Source organism: Natrononativus sp. DTA114 (assembly GCF_059736515.1).
Genome location: NZ_JCASSN010000001.1, coordinates 1459521 through 1476044, shown reverse-complemented (window position 1 = coordinate 1476044; position 16524 = coordinate 1459521). Strand labels below are relative to the sequence as shown.

Genomic DNA, 16524 nt, shown 5'->3' with positions numbered 1-16524 from the left:
GGTTACTCCGCTCCGTTCGTCTCGCTCGCGCCGCCGTCCGTCGCGAGCGAAACGCGGTCGTCGTCGGCCTCGAGGGCCGCGATGGACTCGTTGGCCAGGCGGCGCTGGAAGCCGTGATACTTCGCGACGCCGGTGGCGTCCTCCTGGTCGATCTTGCCGACGGCCTCGGTGTTGAACGAGGCGTGCTCGGCGGAGTAGGCGGCGTACTCGCTGTCGCGACCGACCGCGCGGGCCTGGCCGCCCTCGAAACGAACCGTGACGGTGCCGGTGACGCGGCTCTGGGTTTCGTCGATGAACGCCTCGAGCGCGCCCACGAGCGGCGCGTCCACGAGCCCTTCGTAGCCCTTTTTCGACCACTGCTGGTCGATCTGCTGTTTGAACTCGCGCTCTTCCTGGGTGAGGACGAGCCCCTCGAGTGCCTCGTGGGCGTTCAGGAGGGTGGTGGCGGCGGGGTGCTCGTAGTTCTCGCGTACCTTCAGGCCGAGCATGCGGTCTTCCATCGAGTCCGTGCGGCCGACGCCGTACTCGCCGGCGAGTTCGTTGAGATATTCGATCAGTTCGACGGGCCCGTACTCCTCGCCGTCATCAGAAGCGGACGCTTCTGATTGGCTCGCGGGAGCTTCGCTCCCGAGAACGTCGACGGCGACGGGATACCCCTCCTCGAACTCGATTTCGATCGTCTCCGTTTCGCCCGTCGGGGCGGTCGTCCACTCGTAGATCTCCTCACCGGGCACGTAGCCGGGGTCCTCGAGTTCGGAGCCCTCGACCGAGCGGCTCCAGAGGTTGGTGTCGACCGACCACTTGCCGCCGCCGCCGCCCTCGACGGGCAGGCCCTTCTCCTCGGCGTACTCGTTCTCCCACTCGCGGGTGAGCCCGAGTTCGCGGATCGGGGCGATCACCTCGAGGTCGGAGTCGCGCCAGATCGCCTCGAAGCGAAGCTGGTCGTTCCCCTTGCCCGTACAGCCGTGGGCGATGCCGGTGCAGTCGTGCTCTTCGGCGACCTCGAGGATCTTCGAAGCGATGACCGGGCGCGCGAGGGCCGTCCCCAGCGGGTAGCCCTGGTAGGTCGCGTTCGCGCGGACGCTGTCCAGACAGAGATCGGCGAACTCGTCTCGCGCGTCGACGACGTAGTGCTCGAGGTCCAGTGCCTCGGCGGTCTCTTCGGCTTCTTCGAACTCCGAGTGTGGCTGGCCGACGTCGACGGTGACGCCGATGACGTCGTCGTATCCGTATTCCTCCTCGAGCAGCGGGACGCAAACGGTGGTGTCCAGTCCGCCCGAGAACGCGAGTGCAACGCGGTTCATATCCTACTCGAGTGAACCGGCGGGACCTACATAAATTCATTGATTTAGATTGTGAAAATAATATCGAGAGCGGACGCTACGCAGGAAGTAGCAACACTGCTGTGGGGTTGCAACGGCACGAAGGGTCGGGGGGAAGGGTATAGTATGGGCTCAGAGGCCCGGTCGCGGTCGTCGTCGCGAGACAGCCGCGTCGCTCGGGGAAGGAGCGACGTCGAGTAACGCGGCTGTACTCATCTGGCCAGAGGTAGAGCGAGCGGGCTATTAAACCCTTTCGGCGAGGCAAACGTTACCTGTCAGAGCGAACACACCCTCTACTCGCCGTCCTCTTCGGGCAGGGTAAGGACGTTCTCGCGGCCGATCCGGAACACCTCGACCTCGTCGTCCTCGCGCAACCCGCCGACGACCTGGCTGGTCTTCGCCTCGGTCCAGTCGAGTTCGGCGACGACCTCCTGCTGTTTGATGCGACCGCCGTGTTCTTCGAGCAGTCGCAGCACCCGCTCCTCGTTGCTCAGTAACTCGAGGGGCGGGCTCGGGTCGCTGGCGGTCGGCTCTTCGACCGGCGGCGGCTCGTGACCCGCCGGTTCCTCGCCGGCGCCGGGGTCGCGCCGGAACCACCAGACGCCCAGGACGAGGACGCTGAGAGCGGCCGCCACGCCCGCGGCGATCCAGGAGAACGGGATCTCCGGTTCAGCTTCCTGTGGCGGCGATACCGGTTCGCCGCCGGTTTCGATGAGCTCGAGCCGGGGTTCGCCCTCGAGGAAGTCGGTTTCCTCTCCGTCCCAGATCGCCGTCGACTCTCGGCGGTCGTCCGTCTCCGGCTCGATCCCGCCATCGGTGGCGTTGTACGTTTCCGGCCAGGAGACGATCAGTCGCGTCCGGTCGTCGAGATCGAAGTCGACCAGCGCGTCGCCGGCTTCGATTCGGTTGACCTCGACGTGGGAGAAGGCGCTCCACTCGAAGGTGAAGCGGACGTAGCCGTACTCCTGGGGCGTCTCGCTTTTGTCCGTCTCGACCTCGTAGTTCGATGTCGACATGTTACGGCCGGTTTCCGCCGCGGCCTCGTCTGCGGCCGCCGACCACCGCTCTTCGATCATCGCGACGTACGCCTCGGGGCGCTCTTCGATGTCGGCCTCGAGTTCCTCCCAGTCGACGCTCTCGTTGTCGTCGTCGTTGTCGTCGAGCCGGTACCGGTACTCGAGCGACCAGCTCGCGGAGCCGTTGCGATGGAGGTCTATCTCGACGTAGAGGTCGTCGTACCCGTTCAGCGACGGCTCCTCTTGCACCGCGTTCGCCGTCGTGTCGGTCGTCGTCACCGCCGGGACGACGGTTTCCGATTCGGTGCCCACCCCGTCTTCGACGCCGTCGGCGGCTGCAAACGAGGGAACCCACACGGAGAGACATACGAGCACTACGAGTGCGTAGACCAGCACCCGGTGCCCCCTCTGATCCATTACACGGTGATGGAGTGGCCGCATAAATAGGTCTTTCCGACCTCGTCTGCGGAGTGTTTTTCAAACAGTCACTCGTAGACGAATGTATGCGCGACACTCGCGGAGAACTCGAGGTCGAAACGCTACTGAAGATCGTCCTCGGTCTGGTCGCCGTCTTGCTCGTCCTCCAGATACTCCAGGCGCTGATCAGCGGGATCGCCAGCCTGCTCGGGCCCTTTTTCTTCATCATCCAGCTCGCAATCGCCGTGTTGATCGTGCTCTGGCTGGTTGACCGGCTCTGAGCGGACCAACGGGTGCGGCGAGAATCGCCGCGCGATCAGTACACTCATACATCGAGCCGCCCTCGTTCCGGCAACGTGTACAGCATCAACGTGCCGGTTCCCGGCCGCGTCCGCCGGCTCGCCGCCGACCTCTACCCCGCCCTCCAGGGGTTCGACACCGTCCGCGATGAGCACTCACTGTTGCTCAAGCGGCTGGGTGACGCCGACCACGTCAGTCAACTCCAGCGGCGCGCCCACCGCGCACTCGAGGGTGCACCCGCCGTCGAGGCCCGAATCGCGGGGATCGACTACTTCGCCGACCCGCCGCTCGGGAGCGCCCCCGTCGTCTACCTCGCCGTCGAGAGCCCCGGGCTCGAGTCACTCCACGCCGATCTGCGCGAGGCGTTCGGCACCGTCGAGGGGCTCGAGGGTGGAGACTACGTCCCTCACGTTACTCTCGCGCGCGGTGGCGCGCTCGCGGACGCGAAACGACTCGTAGCGCGGGAAATCGAGCCGATCACCTGGACGGTGTCCGAACTCGAGTTCTTCGACGGCTCCTATCGGCTCCCGGTGAGTCGGATCTCGCTGCCCGCCTGAGGCGGCCGCCGCGTCGACGGTCGTCCACCGAATCGCAACCGGGTTATCCGTTCCGAGCCTACTCATCGTATGCTCGAGCAACGAACGGGAGCGGTGCAGGACGCGTGGCCGGAGCTGGACTGTTACGGCTGCGGACCGGCCAACGACGCCGGCATACATCTGAAGAGTTATCGCGCCGAGGACGACGACGCGCTGGTCGCGACGGTCGACCCCGACGCCCGCTACACCTCCGGGGCGGCGAACGTCGCCTACGGCGGCTACCTCGCGAACCTCGTCGACTGTCATTCCGTCTGGACGGCGATCACGGCCGCCCACGACGCCGCGGGCGTCCCGCTCGAGGACCACCGGTTCGAGTACGTCACCGGCGAACTCTCCGTGACGTACCTGCACCCGACCCCGCTCGACCACCCGCTCGAGGTCCGGGCGCGGCTCGAGGGCGAACCCGGCAAACGGGTCACGGTCTCGAGCGAGATCCGCGCCGGCGACGAGGTCACCGTCCGCGGCGAGGTCGTGGCGGTGGAAGTGAGCGGGCACTATTGAGCGGGCGGCGGCGCGGAGTACGCGGAGCGGCTACGGCTGGGGCGTCTCGCCGTCGTAGGCGTCGTGGTCGCTGTAGAAGTTGAGCATCGCGAACTTGAGCTTTTCCGGGTCGATGTCCAGCAGTTCCTCGCGCTCCTCATGCGGGAAGGTGCCGTTGACGCTGTACTTCCCGAGGTCGGATTTGGCTCGCCTCGAGTAGCGGCGATCCAGCAGCGCGCGCACGCCGACGTCCTCGGGCGATCGGATCACCCGCCCGAGGGCCTGCCTGGTCTTTCTGACCGTTGGAATCTCGACGGCGTAGCGCCAGCCGGTTTCGGTCCCCTCGAAGGCGGCATCGTAGGCCGCCTGGACCGCCTCCGCGCGGTCGTCCAGGTGCGGGTAGGGCACGCCGACGACGAGGACGGTGCGGGCGTCGTCGGCGTCGAAACTCACCCCCTCGGCGAGGGTTCCCCACAGCGAGGTGAGGAGGACGCCGTCGTCGTCCGCGACGAACGCCTGGCGAAGCTCCTCGACGGAAACGCCGGGTTCGTCCCTGTACACCGTCGCCTCGCAGCGCCCCTCGAGCAACTCCGCGTACCTGTTCGCTTCCCCGTAGTTCGGGAAGAAGGCGAGCGTGTTTCCGGGGGTCATCCGGACCGCGTCGGCGATGGCGTCGGCAACCGCCGTCTGGACCGCGGGATCCTCCCGGTCGCTCGAGAACAGCGCGGGCGTCTCGACGGCGTACGTGCGTCGGCGCTCCTCCGGGAACTGCAGCCCGTAGGCCATCGTGACGCACTCCTCGAGTCCCAGCACATCCTCGGTGACGGCGAACGGCTGAAGGGTGGCGCTCATCAGGACGGTGCCGAACACCTCGTCGAACAGCCGGCCGGTGACGTGCCGGGGCAGACAGCTGTACAGCTCCGCGCGGCCGTACACCTCCTCGGTTCCCGCATCGCGGCGGAGCGAGACGACCGGGTAGAGTCCCTCGTTGCCGCCCTCGTTCATCCAGGCGCCCACGAACGCCGCGGCCTGGAGGGTCTGGCACTCGGTGCGAGTCGCCGTCTCGCCCTCGCGGTAGGCCTCCTCGTACTCCTCGTCTAACTGCTGGCCCAGCGCCATCGCGGCCTCGAGGTCGCCCTCGATCCCCTGGCCCGAATACCGCTGGAGGAAGGCGAGCGTGAGGTCGTCGCGCCGATCTTCGTTGGAGATCGGCACGTCCTCCCAGCTGTCGCCGACCCGTTCGCGCTCTCCGAAACCCAGGGAGTCCTCGTAGGTGTCGACGAGCGCGGTCGCGAACGCCGAAAGGACGTTCGTGGCGTCGTCGGCCCGCGGGTCGGACGTTTCGGCGAGTTCGTCGAGGGCGGACTCGAGGGTTCGCTCTGTACAGGTTCTGGTCGCGTGCTCGCGGGCGGCATCCTCGACGTTGTGAGCCTCGTCGAAGACGGCGATGATGTCCTCCGGATCGCGGCCGATCCACCGGAAGAACTGCTCGCGGATCGTCGCATCGAGCAGGTGGTGGTAGTTACAGACCACGAGGTCGACGCCCTCCATCCCCTCCTTCAGGAGTTCGTAGCCGCAGAGTTCGCGCTCGTCGGCGTACTCGTAGACGTCGTCAGGGGTCCGCACGTCGTCGAACAGCCACTCGAAGAAGGCGTCGGTGTCCTCGAGTAAGTTGTTCCGGTAGTGGTCGCAGACGTTCTGCTCCGCTAAGTCCTCGATCCGCTCCTCGATATCATCGAGTTCGTCCATCACCGCGCTGCGGGCGCCCGTCGCGGCGTCGTCACCCTCCTGGCTCTCCGTGAGGAGTTCTCCCTGGCGGCGCTCGAGTTGCGCCCGGTCGCGTTCGGCGTCGACGAGTGCGCGGGTGTTGTCCCGCAGCGCCTGACACTCCTCGTAGCCGACGTCGATGTGACACATCGAGGCCTTCCCCTTGAACACGACGGCTCGAATGGGTTCCTCGCGCGTGATCGCGCGGGCCTCGGCGACGAACTGGCGCATCTGCTGGTGGACGTTCGTCGTGATGACGACCGTCTTATCCTGCTCGCGGGCGATCTCGAGGGCGGGCGCGAGCGAGGAGAGCGTCTTGCCGGTCCCGCAGGCGCCCTCGAAGAGGACGTTCTGGCCGCGCGAGAGGGCGTTGTAGATTCGGTCCATCGCCTCGCCCTGGTTCTCGTAGGGCTGCTCGTATGGGAAAAAGCGCAGATAGCCGGCGGTCTCGGACACGATGTAGACGTGCTCACTCCTCGGATAAAAGGATTCGCTCGCGAGGGCCGGCAGGTGCACGCCCTACGACTACTGGTCCGCTCATCGTACCGTCACCCATGACGATTCCCGGCTACGACCCTGACGACGTCGAGGCAGCCAGACTCGAGGTAGAAGGCGAGGACGCCGCCGACGAAACGGCGGCTGCGGGGGCCGCCGAGGTGTCGATTGCGGCCGAAACCGTCCCGGAGACGTTCGAACTCCTCGAGCACGGAAACGCACCCGAGGACGCGCTCGCCGCACCCGTCGAGATCGTCGGCCTCGAGGACGTGGGCGGTCTCGAGGCGATCCGGATCTCCCTCTCGTACGACCCCTCGAAACTCCCGCCGGGTGCGAGTCCGACCGACGTGACGGTGGCGGTCGAAACCGACGACGGGTTCGAGGCGCTCGCCTCGGAGGTCGACCTCGAGGAGACGACCGTGACCGCGACGACCGACGAACCGCTATCGGGTGGACGGGTCGTCGCGATCACCGAACGCGAGTAACACCGGTGTCGGACCCACTCCGATCTTCGACCGGCTTAGGGGGAGCGAAAGCCGCCGCTTAGCGTCGACCTAGTAATGGCCCTCCGGGACCAAGCGATCACCAATGCGTCGCAACGTACTCCTCGCGCTCGCCGTTGCCGCTCTCGTGGCACTGGCCGGCTGTGGAACGGTCGTCACGACGGCCGTCGATATCGTCGACGAAGAGGAGGAACTCGAGTCCGAGGAGGTTCCGGATCCGGATGAGGTCGACGAGGAGACAGCGGACGACGGAGCGGCCGAGGTCGATGACGATGCCGGCGGACAGGACCCGGACAACGGGGAGGATCCACCCGAGGAGGACGAGAGCGATGACGGCGACGACGCCGACGATAACGAGAGCGATAATGGCGACGACGCCAATGAGAGCGACGACGGCGACTTCGACGATAACGACAGCGACGACGGCGACTTCGACGATAACGACAGCGACGACGGCGACTTCGACGACAACGACAGCGATGACGGCGACTTCGACGACAACGACAGCGATGACGGCGACTTCGACGATAACGACAGCGACGACGGCGACTTCGACGACAACGACAGCGATGACGGCGATGACGATGACGACGATGACGACGGCGGTATTTTCGACTGACCGTCCGCGGCCCAGCGGATCGAGTTTTCGCCGTTCCTCATCGCTGTTATCGATTTTCTCGATTCGGAACGCGGGGGCCTCCGAAACCGAACCGGACGGCGGGGCGAAAACACCGTTAGTCTGGCGAGTGTAGCGTCGCCCATGATTGCGATCTTCTCGGATACGCACAGCAGTCGCGGACACGAACTCGAGGGGGCTGCACTCTCGGCCGCCCGGGATGCCGACGCCGTAATCCACGCCGGCGATTTCACCAGCAGCGCTGCTCTCGAGGCGTTCCAGGAGATCTGCCCGGTGTTGTACGCCGTTCACGGTAACGCCGACTCGAGCGCGGTTCGCGACCGACTCCCTGCGGAGCGAGTTATCGAGGAGGTCGGCGTTCGGATCGCGCTCACCCACCGCCGGGACGGGGGTGAAACCGGCCTCGCGATGTTCGGTCGCTCTCGAGACGCCGATATCGTCGTCTCGGGGCATAGTCATCGGCCAGGGATCACGGACACCGAGGACCTCCTCCTGATCAATCCGGGAAGTTACGCTCAGCCGCGAGGGAATCGGCCTGGGTTTGCCGTTCTCGAGGAAGGCGAGGAGGGCCTCGAGGTGCGGTTGCTCGAACCGGACGGAACGGCTCTCGAGTCGGCAGCTATTCGGTAGTCGTTCTGAGAACGTCAGCGGGGTGTTCGGGTCAGGCACCCGAGAGAACGGTCGGTGTGGATGGCAACCCGTCTGGCACCGACCGCAGAGTGGGGACACCAGGGCGATCCCGCGGTCTCGGTTTACTGCGTGGAGGGCCGAGGACCGGGGTGCACCTACAGCTACGGTTCGGTATATAATGTAGTCATCGCAAGCTGAAATACTGTTTTTACCTAGCCCGAACTCGGGCTGACAGTCGTGAAAATGGGTGCTAGAGGGCCTCCCCGTCCGGTTTCTCGCCAACGATGTGAGTCCTTCGTTCGCGGCGAGTCGGCGCCCGTCTTGCGTCGGTTCGCCGACTGAACTGCCGAAACGGTTTTCCACACCGCCCGTGTACCCCGCGGTAATGCTCGGCTTCCTGCCTGACGATCCCGTTATCATCGCGATCGTCCTGATACTGCTCTCGCTGATCTTCTTCTCGTACCTCCTGCTCCGGCGGACGGTCCTCGAGTTCCGCGACGGAATGGACGGCCGGTAGCCCGCTACCGCTCGAGTGCCTCGCCGACCCGCTCGATAGCCGTCTCGATCTCAGCCGCCTCTACGTCGCGATGGGTACAGAAGCGAACCGTCGTCGGACCGAACGGCGTCGCCAGCACCTCCCGTTCGCGCAGGCGCTCGAGGACGCTTTCGACATCGAGGCCGGTTTCGGTGACGTCGGCGAGGACGATGTTCGTCTCCGGCTTCTGGACCGACAGCGTCTCGATCGCATCGAGCCCCTCGGCGAGGGACCGAGCGTTCTCGTGGTCGGTTTCGAGGTCGTCGACGTTCTCGAGCGCCCGGAGGCCGGGGCCGGCGACGATTCCCACCTGTCGCATCCCGCCGCCGAACAGTTTTCGGGTTCGACGAGCGCGCTGAATGAACGCCTCGCTGCCGGCGAGCATCGAGCCGACGGGTGCGCCGAGACCCTTCGAGAGACAGAACATCACGGAGTCGACGTGACCGGTGATCTCGGTGACCGGTACCCCGAGCGCCGTCGCGGCGTTGAACACCCGCGCGCCGTCGAGGTGGACGGGGACGTCGCGCTCGTGAGCAACGTCGGCTGCCGCCGCAATCTCGTCGGGGTCGATCGCGAGTCCGCCGCGGGCGTTGTGTGTGTTCTCGAGACACAGCAGGCCGGTTCCGGGCCGGTGTAAGTCCTCCTCGACGTAGCCCGCCGCGACCTGGTCGGGCGTCGGCATGCCCCGGTCGGTATCGAGCATCCGGACCTGCAGGCCGGCGTGCTGGGCGAGACCGCCGAGTTCGTACTTCACGACGTGACTCTTGCGGTCGGCCAGCACCTCCTGGCCGTGGTCGGTGTGGAGGTGGGCGGCGACCTGATTGCCCATCGTCCCCGTCGGAACGTACAGCGCGGCCTCCATGCCGACGAGATCGGCGGCGCGGCTCTCCAGTTCGGTCACCGTGGGATCCTCCTCGTAGACGTCGTCGCCGACGTCGGCCTCGAGGGCGGCCTGGCGCATCGGTTCGTCGGGCTTCGTCACCGTATCGGAGCGAAGGTCGATCATGGAGGGCCGTAGCGGGCGCACGACGAAATAGGCGGCGTTTACGGCAGCCGCTCAGCCGGCCGTCCCCTCCCCCTCTCGCCAGCGCTCGACCGCGGCGCCCGCGACGGGCTCTGCGGCCTCGTCTCCCTCGAGGGCGACCCGCGCCCGCCCGCTCGTTTCGTCGAACACGTGGTGGGTGTGCGGGTAGGCAATCTCGACGTCGACGTCGTCGAGGCGGCTCCAGACCGTCTCCTGGACGTCCGAGCGAACCCGCAGTGGCAGGTACGGCCGCTCGACCCAGAAGCGGAGGTCGAGGAGCACGCCGTGATCGGCGAACTCGCGAACGAACGCCCGCGGCTGGGCGGTAAAGCGGGAGTGACCCACCCGGATATCCGGTCCGCCGGTGATGACGCCCTCGGCGTTGTGGGCGCTGCGCTCTAAGAGCTCGCGGGCGGCCTCGAGGTCGCTCTCGTACGTGACGAGCACCTCGATGGAGGCGCGGCTGCGCTCGTCTTCGGCGGAGAGGTTTCGGATGTCGCGTTCGCGCATCGTCTCGTTCGGCACGACCAGAAACGAGTTGTCGAGCGTGAACACCTTCGTGTACCGGAGCGTGATGTCGTCGACGTAGCCTCGCTCGTCCTGTTCGACGAACTCGATCATGTCGCCGATCTCGTAGGGACGATTGAGCAACACGAACAGACCGCTGACGTAGCTCTGGGCCGCGGGTGCGAGCATCGCGCCGGCGACGACCGACAGCACCGTCACCGACAGCAGGACGTTCCGCGGCCGGAAGCCGAGCACCCCCGCGAAGGGGACGAGCGTGTACAGCACGAGGGCGAATCGACCGAGCAGCAGGACGGCGTTGGTGGTGGTCGGTCGGAGGAGTCGCTCCTCGAGTCTGGGGCGGATGCGATCGGCGAGCAATCCGGAGCCGTACCAGACGGCGAACGCGGCGAGGACCGCCAGGAACCAGGAGGTGCCGACGGACTCGAGGGGTGAACCGTCGACCAGCGCCACCGAGGGGAGTTTCGAATCCATAACGCCCGCTTCACCGGACGGGCGAAAAGAACCGGGCGTGGCAGTAGCCGGCCGACGGGCTCCGGGGTCGGCGACGTTTCGATCCGAAAACGGTATCCCCTCGCTGGCAGAATTCCCGTGATATGGACCCACGTATCCGCGAACACGCAGAAATCATCGCGAACCACTCGGTGGATCTTCAGGCGGGTGACAACGTCGTCATCGACGCCCACCCCGTCGCGGAGGACCTCGTCGTCGCCCTGCACGAGGTCGTCGGCGACTACGGCGCGAACCCGATCACCACGAGCCAGCGCACCGGGAAGCGCCAGCAGCGGGCCTACCTCCGAGCGGCCGACGGGGAGTTCGAGACCCCCGAACACGAACTCGCGCTGATCGAGAACACCGACGTCTACATCGCGATCCGGGCCTCCGACAACGTCACCCAGACGAGCGACGTTTCGCCCGAGACGCAGGCGGCCTACAGCCAGGCCCACCAGCCGATCCTCGCGGAGCGACTGTCGACGCGCTGGTGTCTCACGCAGTTCCCTGCACCCGCAAACGCCCAACTCGCGGAGATGTCCACCGAGGGCTACGAGAACTTCGTCTGGGACGCGGTCAACAAAGACTGGGACGAACAGCGAGCGCACCAGGCACACATGGTCGAGATCATGGACCCCGCTTCGGAGATCCGGATCAAAAGCGGCGAGACGACGGACGTCACGATGTCGATCGACGGCAATCCGACGCTCAACGATTACGGCGAGCGCAACCTCCCCGGCGGCGAGGTGTTCACCGCGCCCGTGCCCGACAGCGTCGAGGGCGAGGTGCTGTTCGACATGCCGCTGTACCACCAGGGCCGGGAGATCACCGAGGTCTCCCTCGAGTTCGAGGGCGGCGAGGTCGTCTCCCACTCGGCGGCGAAAAACGAGGAGTTGCTGACCGAGGTGCTCAATACCGACGACGGTGCCCGTCGGTTGGGCGAACTCGGCATCGGGATGAACCGCGACATCGATCAGTTCACCTACAACATGCTGTTCGACGAGAAGATGGGCGACACCGTCCACATGGCCGTCGGTCGCGCCTACGACGATACCGTCGGCGAGGGCAACGAGGGCAACGATTCGGCGGTCCACGTCGACATGATCGTCGACATGAGCGAAGATTCGCTCATCGAGGTCGACGGCGAAGTCGTCCAGGAGGACGGGACGTTCGTCTTCGAGGAGTGAGTGATCACCTTTTAGTCCAGTTTTTGCGAGTGAGCGCCGGTGGCGCGAACGAGACAAAAAGTGGGTGTAAGTCGTCCAGGAGGACGGGACGTTCGTCTTCGAGGGGTAACCGTTCACTTTTGGTCCAGCTTTTGGGAGCGAACGATACCCGCAACGGCGGGACTGGTAAGTGAAACCGTCCGCCGGTAGCGGCGTCGCCGCGCTCGAGAGTGTCGACGCGTAATCCCCTTTTACCACTCGAGTTCCGTTTCGGTGGCTGCCGACGAACAATCACGGCGCTTAACCCGACGCAGTAATATTGGATTACCGATGCAGCGACTGCACGCTCGATACCCGTTTCTCGAGGCAGCACGGGACGCCGTTGCCTCACAGACGGTCGATCTGTCGACGGTCGTCGAGCAGGACGACGCCGTCGTCGACCGCGCCCGCGAGCGGGTGGTGGGTGCACTCGAGGACGGCGAAATCGGTACCCCTCACCGGGACGCTCGCGTCGAGTTGCTCTCGTATCCGGTCGCGCGAGTGCTCGTCTCGCTTGTCGCCGAACGGATCCTCGTCCGGAAGTACGCCCGAGCGGAAGCCGGCGTCGCGTTCGAGCGGTTCACCGAGGATCGGGAGTCCACGACCGAACTGCAAAGCGTCGAGTCGGCCGGGATCGACCTCGAGGACCTGCTCGCGGAGTTCGACCTTCGGGACACGGTCCGCGAAACCGACGACAGCTACCGGGTCACCGTCGGCACCTATCTCCCGCTCGCGGCGGACCTCTGGGAGGACGAGTGGCGGCTGGTCAACCGGGCGCTCGTCCGTGGCGAAGTGCCGGTCGACGAGGGAGAACTTCACGTCCTGTTGCGGGAGGCCATCCGCGAGCGGGTTCAGGACGGCCTGCCGTTCGACGTTCCCCCGGCGATCGCGACCGCACTCGAGGATGACGTCGAGGCGATCCGGGAGGTGCTCGCGGCGATGGATCTCACCCGGGAGATCGACACGGTCGTCCCGGACCTGTTCCCGCCGTGTATGACCGCGTTGCTCGACTCGATCCAGAAGGGCGAGCACCTGCCCCACCACTCTCGCTTTGCGATCACCGCCTTCCTGACGAGTATCGGGATGAGCACCGACGAGATCGTCGACCTCTACCGGGTGAACTCGACGTTCGGCGAGGAGATGACTCGGTATCAGACCGACCACATCCGCGGGGATACCTCGCCGACGGACTACTCGCCGCCGTCGTGTGCGACGATGCAGTCCTACGGCGACTGCGTGAACAAGGACGACCTCTGTGAGCGCATCCCGCACCCGATGGCCTACTACGAGAACCGCCTCGACGACGCCGACGAGGACGAACTCGAGGACTGGCGGGAGACGACGGCCAGCGGCGACGACTGAGCGCTCACGTCAGCCGCTTACAGCGTCGTCGCACCGGGCGAAAAGAGATTCAGGCCGCGTTTTTCGTCTCCGCTTCGTCGTCCTCGAGGCCGTCCTCGGGGTCGTTCAGCGCGTACGCCAGTCCGACGCCGATTAGCGTCAGCAGGACGATGAAGCCGATGATCGCGCCGATCAGCATCTCTCCTCCCTCCGCGGTGAGTTCGGTGTCGTTCACCGCGTAGTTCGTGCCGATGCCGACCATGACGCCGATCATCAGCAAGACGGCGGAGACGGCGACGACGATTTCGATGATGCGCTCGCGCTCGAGCATTATACCACGGCTTTCTTCGGGGACGCCAAAAGCGTATCGAACCCCTCGTTTCGGCGGTTTCCGGCGGCTGGAGCACGCAGGCGGGCCCGTTATGCTGCTCGAGGCCCTACCGTATTCGAATAGCCGGACGAACGCACTCCCCCACTTCCGACGCAACCCATGAACACACGAGCGTCACCGAAAGCATCGCTTCCCCTGCCGATCGACAGCCACCTCGACGAGCGGTCGCGCCGCGCCCGCACCGAGCCGATGTCCGTGCTCGCACTGGGCGACGGCCTCTACGAGGTCGAAGCGGCCAGCGGCAGCACCTACCTCGTCGATATGGACGCCGGCCGGTGTACCTGTCCGGATCACGTCTTCCGCGACGTGCGCTGCAAACACGTTCGGCGGGTCGCCATCGAGATCACCGAGGGCCGCACCCCGCCCCCGGGCGAGACCGCGGTTGCCTGTACGGACTGCGACCGCACCGTCTTCGTCCCGGAGGACGCCAGCGGACCGTTCTACTGTCCGGCGCACACCATCTTTCCCGGAGACGCCGTCCGCGACCGCGAGACGGGCGATCGACTCACCGTCGTCGACGTCTCGGACCTGCGGGCCGACGCGGTTCACATCACCGCCGCCGATACGACCGTCGCGGAGTACGGCACCAACGACCGCTACGAGCCGGACGACCCCGTCGTCGGCGCGATCTATCCGCACGCCCGCGTGGCGACGAACGGCGTCGTCCCCGACGCGCTCAGAGTGTACGTCTTTCCCCGGACGCGGTTGGCGAAGGTGGCTCGAGAACCCGTGCTCGGCTAGGGCCGGCAGTGCGACTAACTCCCCCCGATCGCCGACCGCCGTCGGGTTCGAATTCCGTTGGCGACTTCTGGCTCGAGAAAACCCTGTGCCGTCACTCAACAGTTAGGGGTGCAGTAATCGCGGCAGCTAGTTGCTCGTGTTATCGTTCCACGGTCGGACAGGGGTGGGCACGGGGGACCGGTTCCCCGATACCCCTGGTGTATCATGACGAGTTGGGTGCCCCACAGGGATGGCAATGGTGTATCGCGGGTGGGGTATTTCTCTTCGCTGTCAACCGTGACCGGTGGCAGGGATGGTGCCTCTGACGCCCTTGCGGGCATTTGGGGTCACGCGACGAGGGGGTATTGAACGTGAGGATTATGCCACCGCGTTATCGCGTCTTCAGGCGAGTTGGGGGTGAATAGACGGCGAGTTTAAGTCTATTGCACTCTATAAAATTCAATTTCAGAGATTGTCTCACCGACTGAAACGATTTGCCTACCGATCGCACGGTGGCTGTTGATCGGACGTACGTTGACCTTCTGTGGCTACTGGGGGACCGCCCGGATTGTGAACTACGCCGTCGGCTCACTTCGTTCGCCGCCGTCTAGTTCAAATCCGGTCGTTCGTAACGAATTCGTCGCTCACGGAATTGTTCGCGACAGAATGAGTGGGACCGCCCGGATTTGAACCGGGGTCACGGGCACCCAAGGCCCGAAGTATACCAGGCTAACCCACGGTCCCGCATCGTCACTTCCGGACGGACGATATAAAGGGTTTCGTTCCGTGACGGAACCGATTTCAGGCCCGAGCACCTGACTCAACGTATGGTTACCGGCCTCGAGATCCTGCTCTTACTGCTCGTTATCGCCTTTTTCGTCGGCGCAACCCGCATCATTCGAACCGTCCAGCCGTTCATCGTCAACACGGTCGTCGGCCTGATTACGCTGTTTCTGGCGGAGGCGATCTTCGGCCTCGAGGTCGCCGTCACCGTCGTCGCACTCGTCATCGTCGCGATCGGCGGCTTTCCCGGCGCACTGCTGGTGATCCTGCTCGCGCTGTTCGAGATTGCGTTCGTTCCGTAATGACGACCCCGCCGTCGCCTCCGGGCCGGAACACGGTCGTCGAGTACCCCGTTGTGACGTTTCACGCCGATGACCGCCTCCTTCGTTCCGAAACCGTCCGACCACCGTGGTTCTGATAAAGGCACGCGTCTTCCGTACGAGGTAGATGCTGCCCGAACAACTCGATCGTACGGACATGGCGATCCTCCACCTGCTCCAGACGGACGCCCGAAACGCCACTACCGAGGAGATCGGAGAGCGCGTCGGACTCTCGTCCAGTTCCGTCGCCACTCGGATACGGGCGCTCGAGGACGAGGGAATCATCACCGGATACGCACCCGTTATCAACTACGAGGTCGCGGGGTTCGACCATCACGTGCTCATCAGAGCGACCGTTCCCACCGACGACCGCGACTCGATCGTCGAAAAAGCGATCGAGATCTCGAACGTCATCGCCCTCCGGGAACTGGTGACCGACGAAGGGAACGTGTTGGTCGAGGTCATCAGTCCGACCCAAGAGGGCGTCGAGGAGGCGATCACGAAACTGAACGATCTCGAGATCGAGGTGCTGGAGACGGAAATACTGAAAGCGGAGTTCACACAGGCGTTCGGTGCCTTCGGAGAGCAGTACGTAGTCGAGCACGAGGGGTAGCCCGTCCGGAGTCGGTGGAAATTTTCCGGTGGGCCTTATGTACTCTCGATAAAACACTAGATCTCCAACAACTTTTAACGCATCACGCCGGTAGCCCGGTGCAATGGTTGAATCCGCACATTCCTCCGAATGTGGCCCGATGAGCCTCACGGTTATCGAAGAAATCGCGGCGGCGAAATCGACGACTCCGACCGAGTTGACGCCGCCGCTCTACGAGGCGATCGACCTGGAGGCGCTGAACGCGATCCTTCGGTCGGATCACGATGGCGTTACTGTGACCTTCGAGTACCAGGAGTTCGAGGTAACCGTCAGCGACGCCGGCGACGTTTCCGTCGCTCCCCGCGGAAATGCGACCGCTGGCGCTCGAGCGAACGACCCCCCGAAACAAGATGACGACTGAACGCGGGGGCGC

General features: G+C 65.3%; 19 protein-coding genes and 1 tRNA gene. 13 read left to right on the top strand and 7 right to left on the bottom strand.

The annotated features are described in order from the left end of the window. Positions 1 to 2: 2 nt before the first annotated feature. Together AC6I6S_RS07640 and AC6I6S_RS07635 are read right to left on the bottom strand one after the other, a co-directional pair. Positions 3 to 1304, bottom strand: coding sequence for an argininosuccinate synthase (locus AC6I6S_RS07640; RefSeq protein ID WP_497949168.1), 1302 nt, complete (start codon positions 1302 to 1304; stop codon positions 3 to 5). 311 nt (positions 1305 to 1615) lie between these two features. Next, entirely contained in the window at positions 1616 to 2755 is a 1140-nt protein-coding gene (locus AC6I6S_RS07635) for a helix-turn-helix transcriptional regulator (protein WP_497949167.1), read from the bottom strand. Positions 2756 to 2841: 86 nt separating this feature from the next. Between AC6I6S_RS07635 and AC6I6S_RS07630 the strand changes: the two genes are divergently transcribed. From AC6I6S_RS07630 to AC6I6S_RS07620, 3 genes are all read left to right on the top strand, one after another. Then, a complete protein-coding gene (locus AC6I6S_RS07630) occupies positions 2842 to 3036 on the top strand; it encodes a DUF7554 family protein (protein ID WP_497949166.1) in 195 nt (64 codons plus the stop codon). A gap of 75 nt (positions 3037 to 3111) precedes the next feature. Then, positions 3112 to 3612 (top strand): 2'-5' RNA ligase family protein, encoded by a 501-nt coding sequence (locus tag AC6I6S_RS07625; RefSeq protein ID WP_497949164.1) that lies wholly within the window; start codon positions 3112 to 3114, stop codon positions 3610 to 3612. A gap of 69 nt (positions 3613 to 3681) precedes the next feature. Continuing rightward, positions 3682 to 4152: a PaaI family thioesterase gene (locus AC6I6S_RS07620; RefSeq protein WP_497949162.1), complete on the top strand. Its 471-nt coding sequence runs from the start codon at positions 3682 to 3684 to the stop codon at positions 4150 to 4152. A 30-nt stretch (positions 4153 to 4182) separates the two neighbouring features. Here the strand turns inward: AC6I6S_RS07620 and AC6I6S_RS07615 are convergent, their stop codons facing one another. Next, positions 4183 to 6354: an ATP-dependent DNA helicase gene (locus AC6I6S_RS07615; protein ID WP_497949160.1), complete on the bottom strand. Its 2172-nt coding sequence runs from the start codon at positions 6352 to 6354 to the stop codon at positions 4183 to 4185. A 98-nt stretch (positions 6355 to 6452) separates the two neighbouring features. Here AC6I6S_RS07615 and AC6I6S_RS07610 point away from each other — a divergent pair, with 98 nt between their 5' ends. The 4 genes from AC6I6S_RS07610 (at position 6453) to AC6I6S_RS07595 (ending at position 8680) form a co-directional block, all read left to right on the top strand. Then, complete coding sequence (locus AC6I6S_RS07610) at positions 6453 to 6878, top strand: hypothetical protein (protein WP_497949158.1); 426 nt, start codon at positions 6453 to 6455, stop codon at positions 6876 to 6878. Positions 6879 to 6981: 103 nt separating this feature from the next. Further along, positions 6982 to 7515, top strand: a complete 534-nt coding sequence (locus AC6I6S_RS07605; RefSeq protein ID WP_497949157.1) for a hypothetical protein — start codon at positions 6982 to 6984, stop codon at positions 7513 to 7515. Positions 7516 to 7656: 141 nt separating this feature from the next. Further along, positions 7657 to 8163, top strand: coding sequence for a metallophosphoesterase (locus AC6I6S_RS07600; protein ID WP_497949156.1), 507 nt, complete (start codon positions 7657 to 7659; stop codon positions 8161 to 8163). 385 nt (positions 8164 to 8548) lie between these two features. Then, the gene (locus AC6I6S_RS07595; RefSeq protein WP_497949155.1) at positions 8549 to 8680 is read left to right on the top strand and encodes a DUF7859 family protein; all 132 of its coding nucleotides are present in this window, start codon (positions 8549 to 8551) and stop codon (positions 8678 to 8680) included. A 4-nt stretch (positions 8681 to 8684) separates the two neighbouring features. On the opposite strand, the gene AC6I6S_RS07590 is transcribed toward AC6I6S_RS07595, so the two are convergent. Together AC6I6S_RS07590 and AC6I6S_RS07585 are read right to left on the bottom strand one after the other, a co-directional pair. Next, a complete protein-coding gene (locus AC6I6S_RS07590; RefSeq protein ID WP_497949153.1) occupies positions 8685 to 9704 on the bottom strand; it encodes a threonine aldolase family protein in 1020 nt (339 codons plus the stop codon). 51 nt (positions 9705 to 9755) lie between these two features. After that, positions 9756 to 10721, bottom strand: a complete 966-nt coding sequence (locus tag AC6I6S_RS07585; protein ID WP_497949151.1) for a mechanosensitive ion channel family protein — start codon at positions 10719 to 10721, stop codon at positions 9756 to 9758. 122 nt (positions 10722 to 10843) lie between these two features. Between AC6I6S_RS07585 and AC6I6S_RS07580 the strand changes: the two genes are divergently transcribed. Both AC6I6S_RS07580 and priL read left to right on the top strand, forming a co-directional pair. Continuing rightward, positions 10844 to 11926 (top strand): aminopeptidase, encoded by a 1083-nt coding sequence (locus AC6I6S_RS07580; RefSeq protein WP_497949150.1) that lies wholly within the window; start codon positions 10844 to 10846, stop codon positions 11924 to 11926. A 309-nt stretch (positions 11927 to 12235) separates the two neighbouring features. Then, on the top strand, positions 12236 to 13306 hold the full coding sequence (gene priL / locus AC6I6S_RS07575; protein ID WP_497949148.1) for a DNA primase regulatory subunit PriL: 1071 nt from the start codon (positions 12236 to 12238) through the stop codon (positions 13304 to 13306). A gap of 49 nt (positions 13307 to 13355) precedes the next feature. Here priL and AC6I6S_RS07570 read toward each other — a convergent pair whose 3' ends face one another. Beyond that, the gene (locus AC6I6S_RS07570; RefSeq protein WP_497949147.1) at positions 13356 to 13616 is read right to left on the bottom strand and encodes a DUF7472 family protein; all 261 of its coding nucleotides are present in this window, start codon (positions 13614 to 13616) and stop codon (positions 13356 to 13358) included. Positions 13617 to 13775: 159 nt separating this feature from the next. Here AC6I6S_RS07570 and AC6I6S_RS07565 point away from each other — a divergent pair, with 159 nt between their 5' ends. After that, a complete protein-coding gene (locus AC6I6S_RS07565) occupies positions 13776 to 14417 on the top strand; it encodes an SWIM zinc finger family protein (RefSeq protein WP_497949146.1) in 642 nt (213 codons plus the stop codon). Between the two features lie 650 nt (positions 14418 to 15067). On the opposite strand, the gene AC6I6S_RS07560 is transcribed toward AC6I6S_RS07565, so the two are convergent. Next, a tRNA-Pro gene (locus AC6I6S_RS07560) sits at positions 15068 to 15140 on the bottom strand. 83 nt (positions 15141 to 15223) lie between these two features. Here AC6I6S_RS07560 and AC6I6S_RS07555 point away from each other — a divergent pair. The 3 genes from AC6I6S_RS07555 to AC6I6S_RS07545 all read left to right on the top strand — a co-directional run bounded on the left by AC6I6S_RS07555 (position 15224) and on the right by AC6I6S_RS07545 (position 16512). After that, entirely contained in the window at positions 15224 to 15481 is a 258-nt protein-coding gene (locus AC6I6S_RS07555; RefSeq protein WP_497949144.1) for a pro-sigmaK processing inhibitor BofA family protein, read from the top strand. A gap of 145 nt (positions 15482 to 15626) precedes the next feature. Then, the gene (locus tag AC6I6S_RS07550) at positions 15627 to 16112 is read left to right on the top strand and encodes an Lrp/AsnC family transcriptional regulator (RefSeq protein WP_497949143.1); all 486 of its coding nucleotides are present in this window, start codon (positions 15627 to 15629) and stop codon (positions 16110 to 16112) included. Between the two features lie 103 nt (positions 16113 to 16215). After that, positions 16216 to 16512 carry a HalOD1 output domain-containing protein gene (locus tag AC6I6S_RS07545; protein ID WP_497949141.1) on the top strand — a complete coding sequence of 99 codons (297 nt, stop codon included), beginning with the start codon at positions 16216 to 16218 and terminating at the stop codon, positions 16510 to 16512. The last annotated feature ends 12 nt before the right edge of the window (positions 16513 to 16524 follow it).

Coding starts and splice junctions, on each gene's coding strand:
- AC6I6S_RS07640 (WP_497949168.1), bottom strand. CDS start 1,304: ATGAACCGCGTTGCACTCGCGTTCTCGGGCGGACTGGACACCACCGTT.
- AC6I6S_RS07635 (WP_497949167.1), bottom strand. CDS start 2,755: ATGGATCAGAGGGGGCACCGGGTGCTGGTCTACGCACTCGTAGTGCTC.
- AC6I6S_RS07630 (WP_497949166.1), top strand. CDS start 2,842: ATGCGCGACACTCGCGGAGAACTCGAGGTCGAAACGCTACTGAAGATC.
- AC6I6S_RS07620 (WP_497949162.1), top strand. CDS start 3,682: ATGCTCGAGCAACGAACGGGAGCGGTGCAGGACGCGTGGCCGGAGCTG.
- AC6I6S_RS07610 (WP_497949158.1), top strand. CDS start 6,453: ATGACGATTCCCGGCTACGACCCTGACGACGTCGAGGCAGCCAGACTC.
- AC6I6S_RS07605 (WP_497949157.1), top strand. CDS start 6,982: ATGCGTCGCAACGTACTCCTCGCGCTCGCCGTTGCCGCTCTCGTGGCA.
- AC6I6S_RS07600 (WP_497949156.1), top strand. CDS start 7,657: ATGATTGCGATCTTCTCGGATACGCACAGCAGTCGCGGACACGAACTC.
- AC6I6S_RS07595 (WP_497949155.1), top strand. CDS start 8,549: ATGCTCGGCTTCCTGCCTGACGATCCCGTTATCATCGCGATCGTCCTG.
- AC6I6S_RS07590 (WP_497949153.1), bottom strand. CDS start 9,704: ATGATCGACCTTCGCTCCGATACGGTGACGAAGCCCGACGAACCGATG.
- AC6I6S_RS07585 (WP_497949151.1), bottom strand. CDS start 10,721: ATGGATTCGAAACTCCCCTCGGTGGCGCTGGTCGACGGTTCACCCCTC.
- AC6I6S_RS07580 (WP_497949150.1), top strand. CDS start 10,844: ATGGACCCACGTATCCGCGAACACGCAGAAATCATCGCGAACCACTCG.
- priL (WP_497949148.1), top strand. CDS start 12,236: ATGCAGCGACTGCACGCTCGATACCCGTTTCTCGAGGCAGCACGGGAC.
- AC6I6S_RS07570 (WP_497949147.1), bottom strand. CDS start 13,616: ATGCTCGAGCGCGAGCGCATCATCGAAATCGTCGTCGCCGTCTCCGCC.
- AC6I6S_RS07565 (WP_497949146.1), top strand. CDS start 13,776: ATGAACACACGAGCGTCACCGAAAGCATCGCTTCCCCTGCCGATCGAC.
- AC6I6S_RS07555 (WP_497949144.1), top strand. CDS start 15,224: ATGGTTACCGGCCTCGAGATCCTGCTCTTACTGCTCGTTATCGCCTTT.
- AC6I6S_RS07550 (WP_497949143.1), top strand. CDS start 15,627: ATGCTGCCCGAACAACTCGATCGTACGGACATGGCGATCCTCCACCTG.
- AC6I6S_RS07545 (WP_497949141.1), top strand. CDS start 16,216: ATGGTTGAATCCGCACATTCCTCCGAATGTGGCCCGATGAGCCTCACG.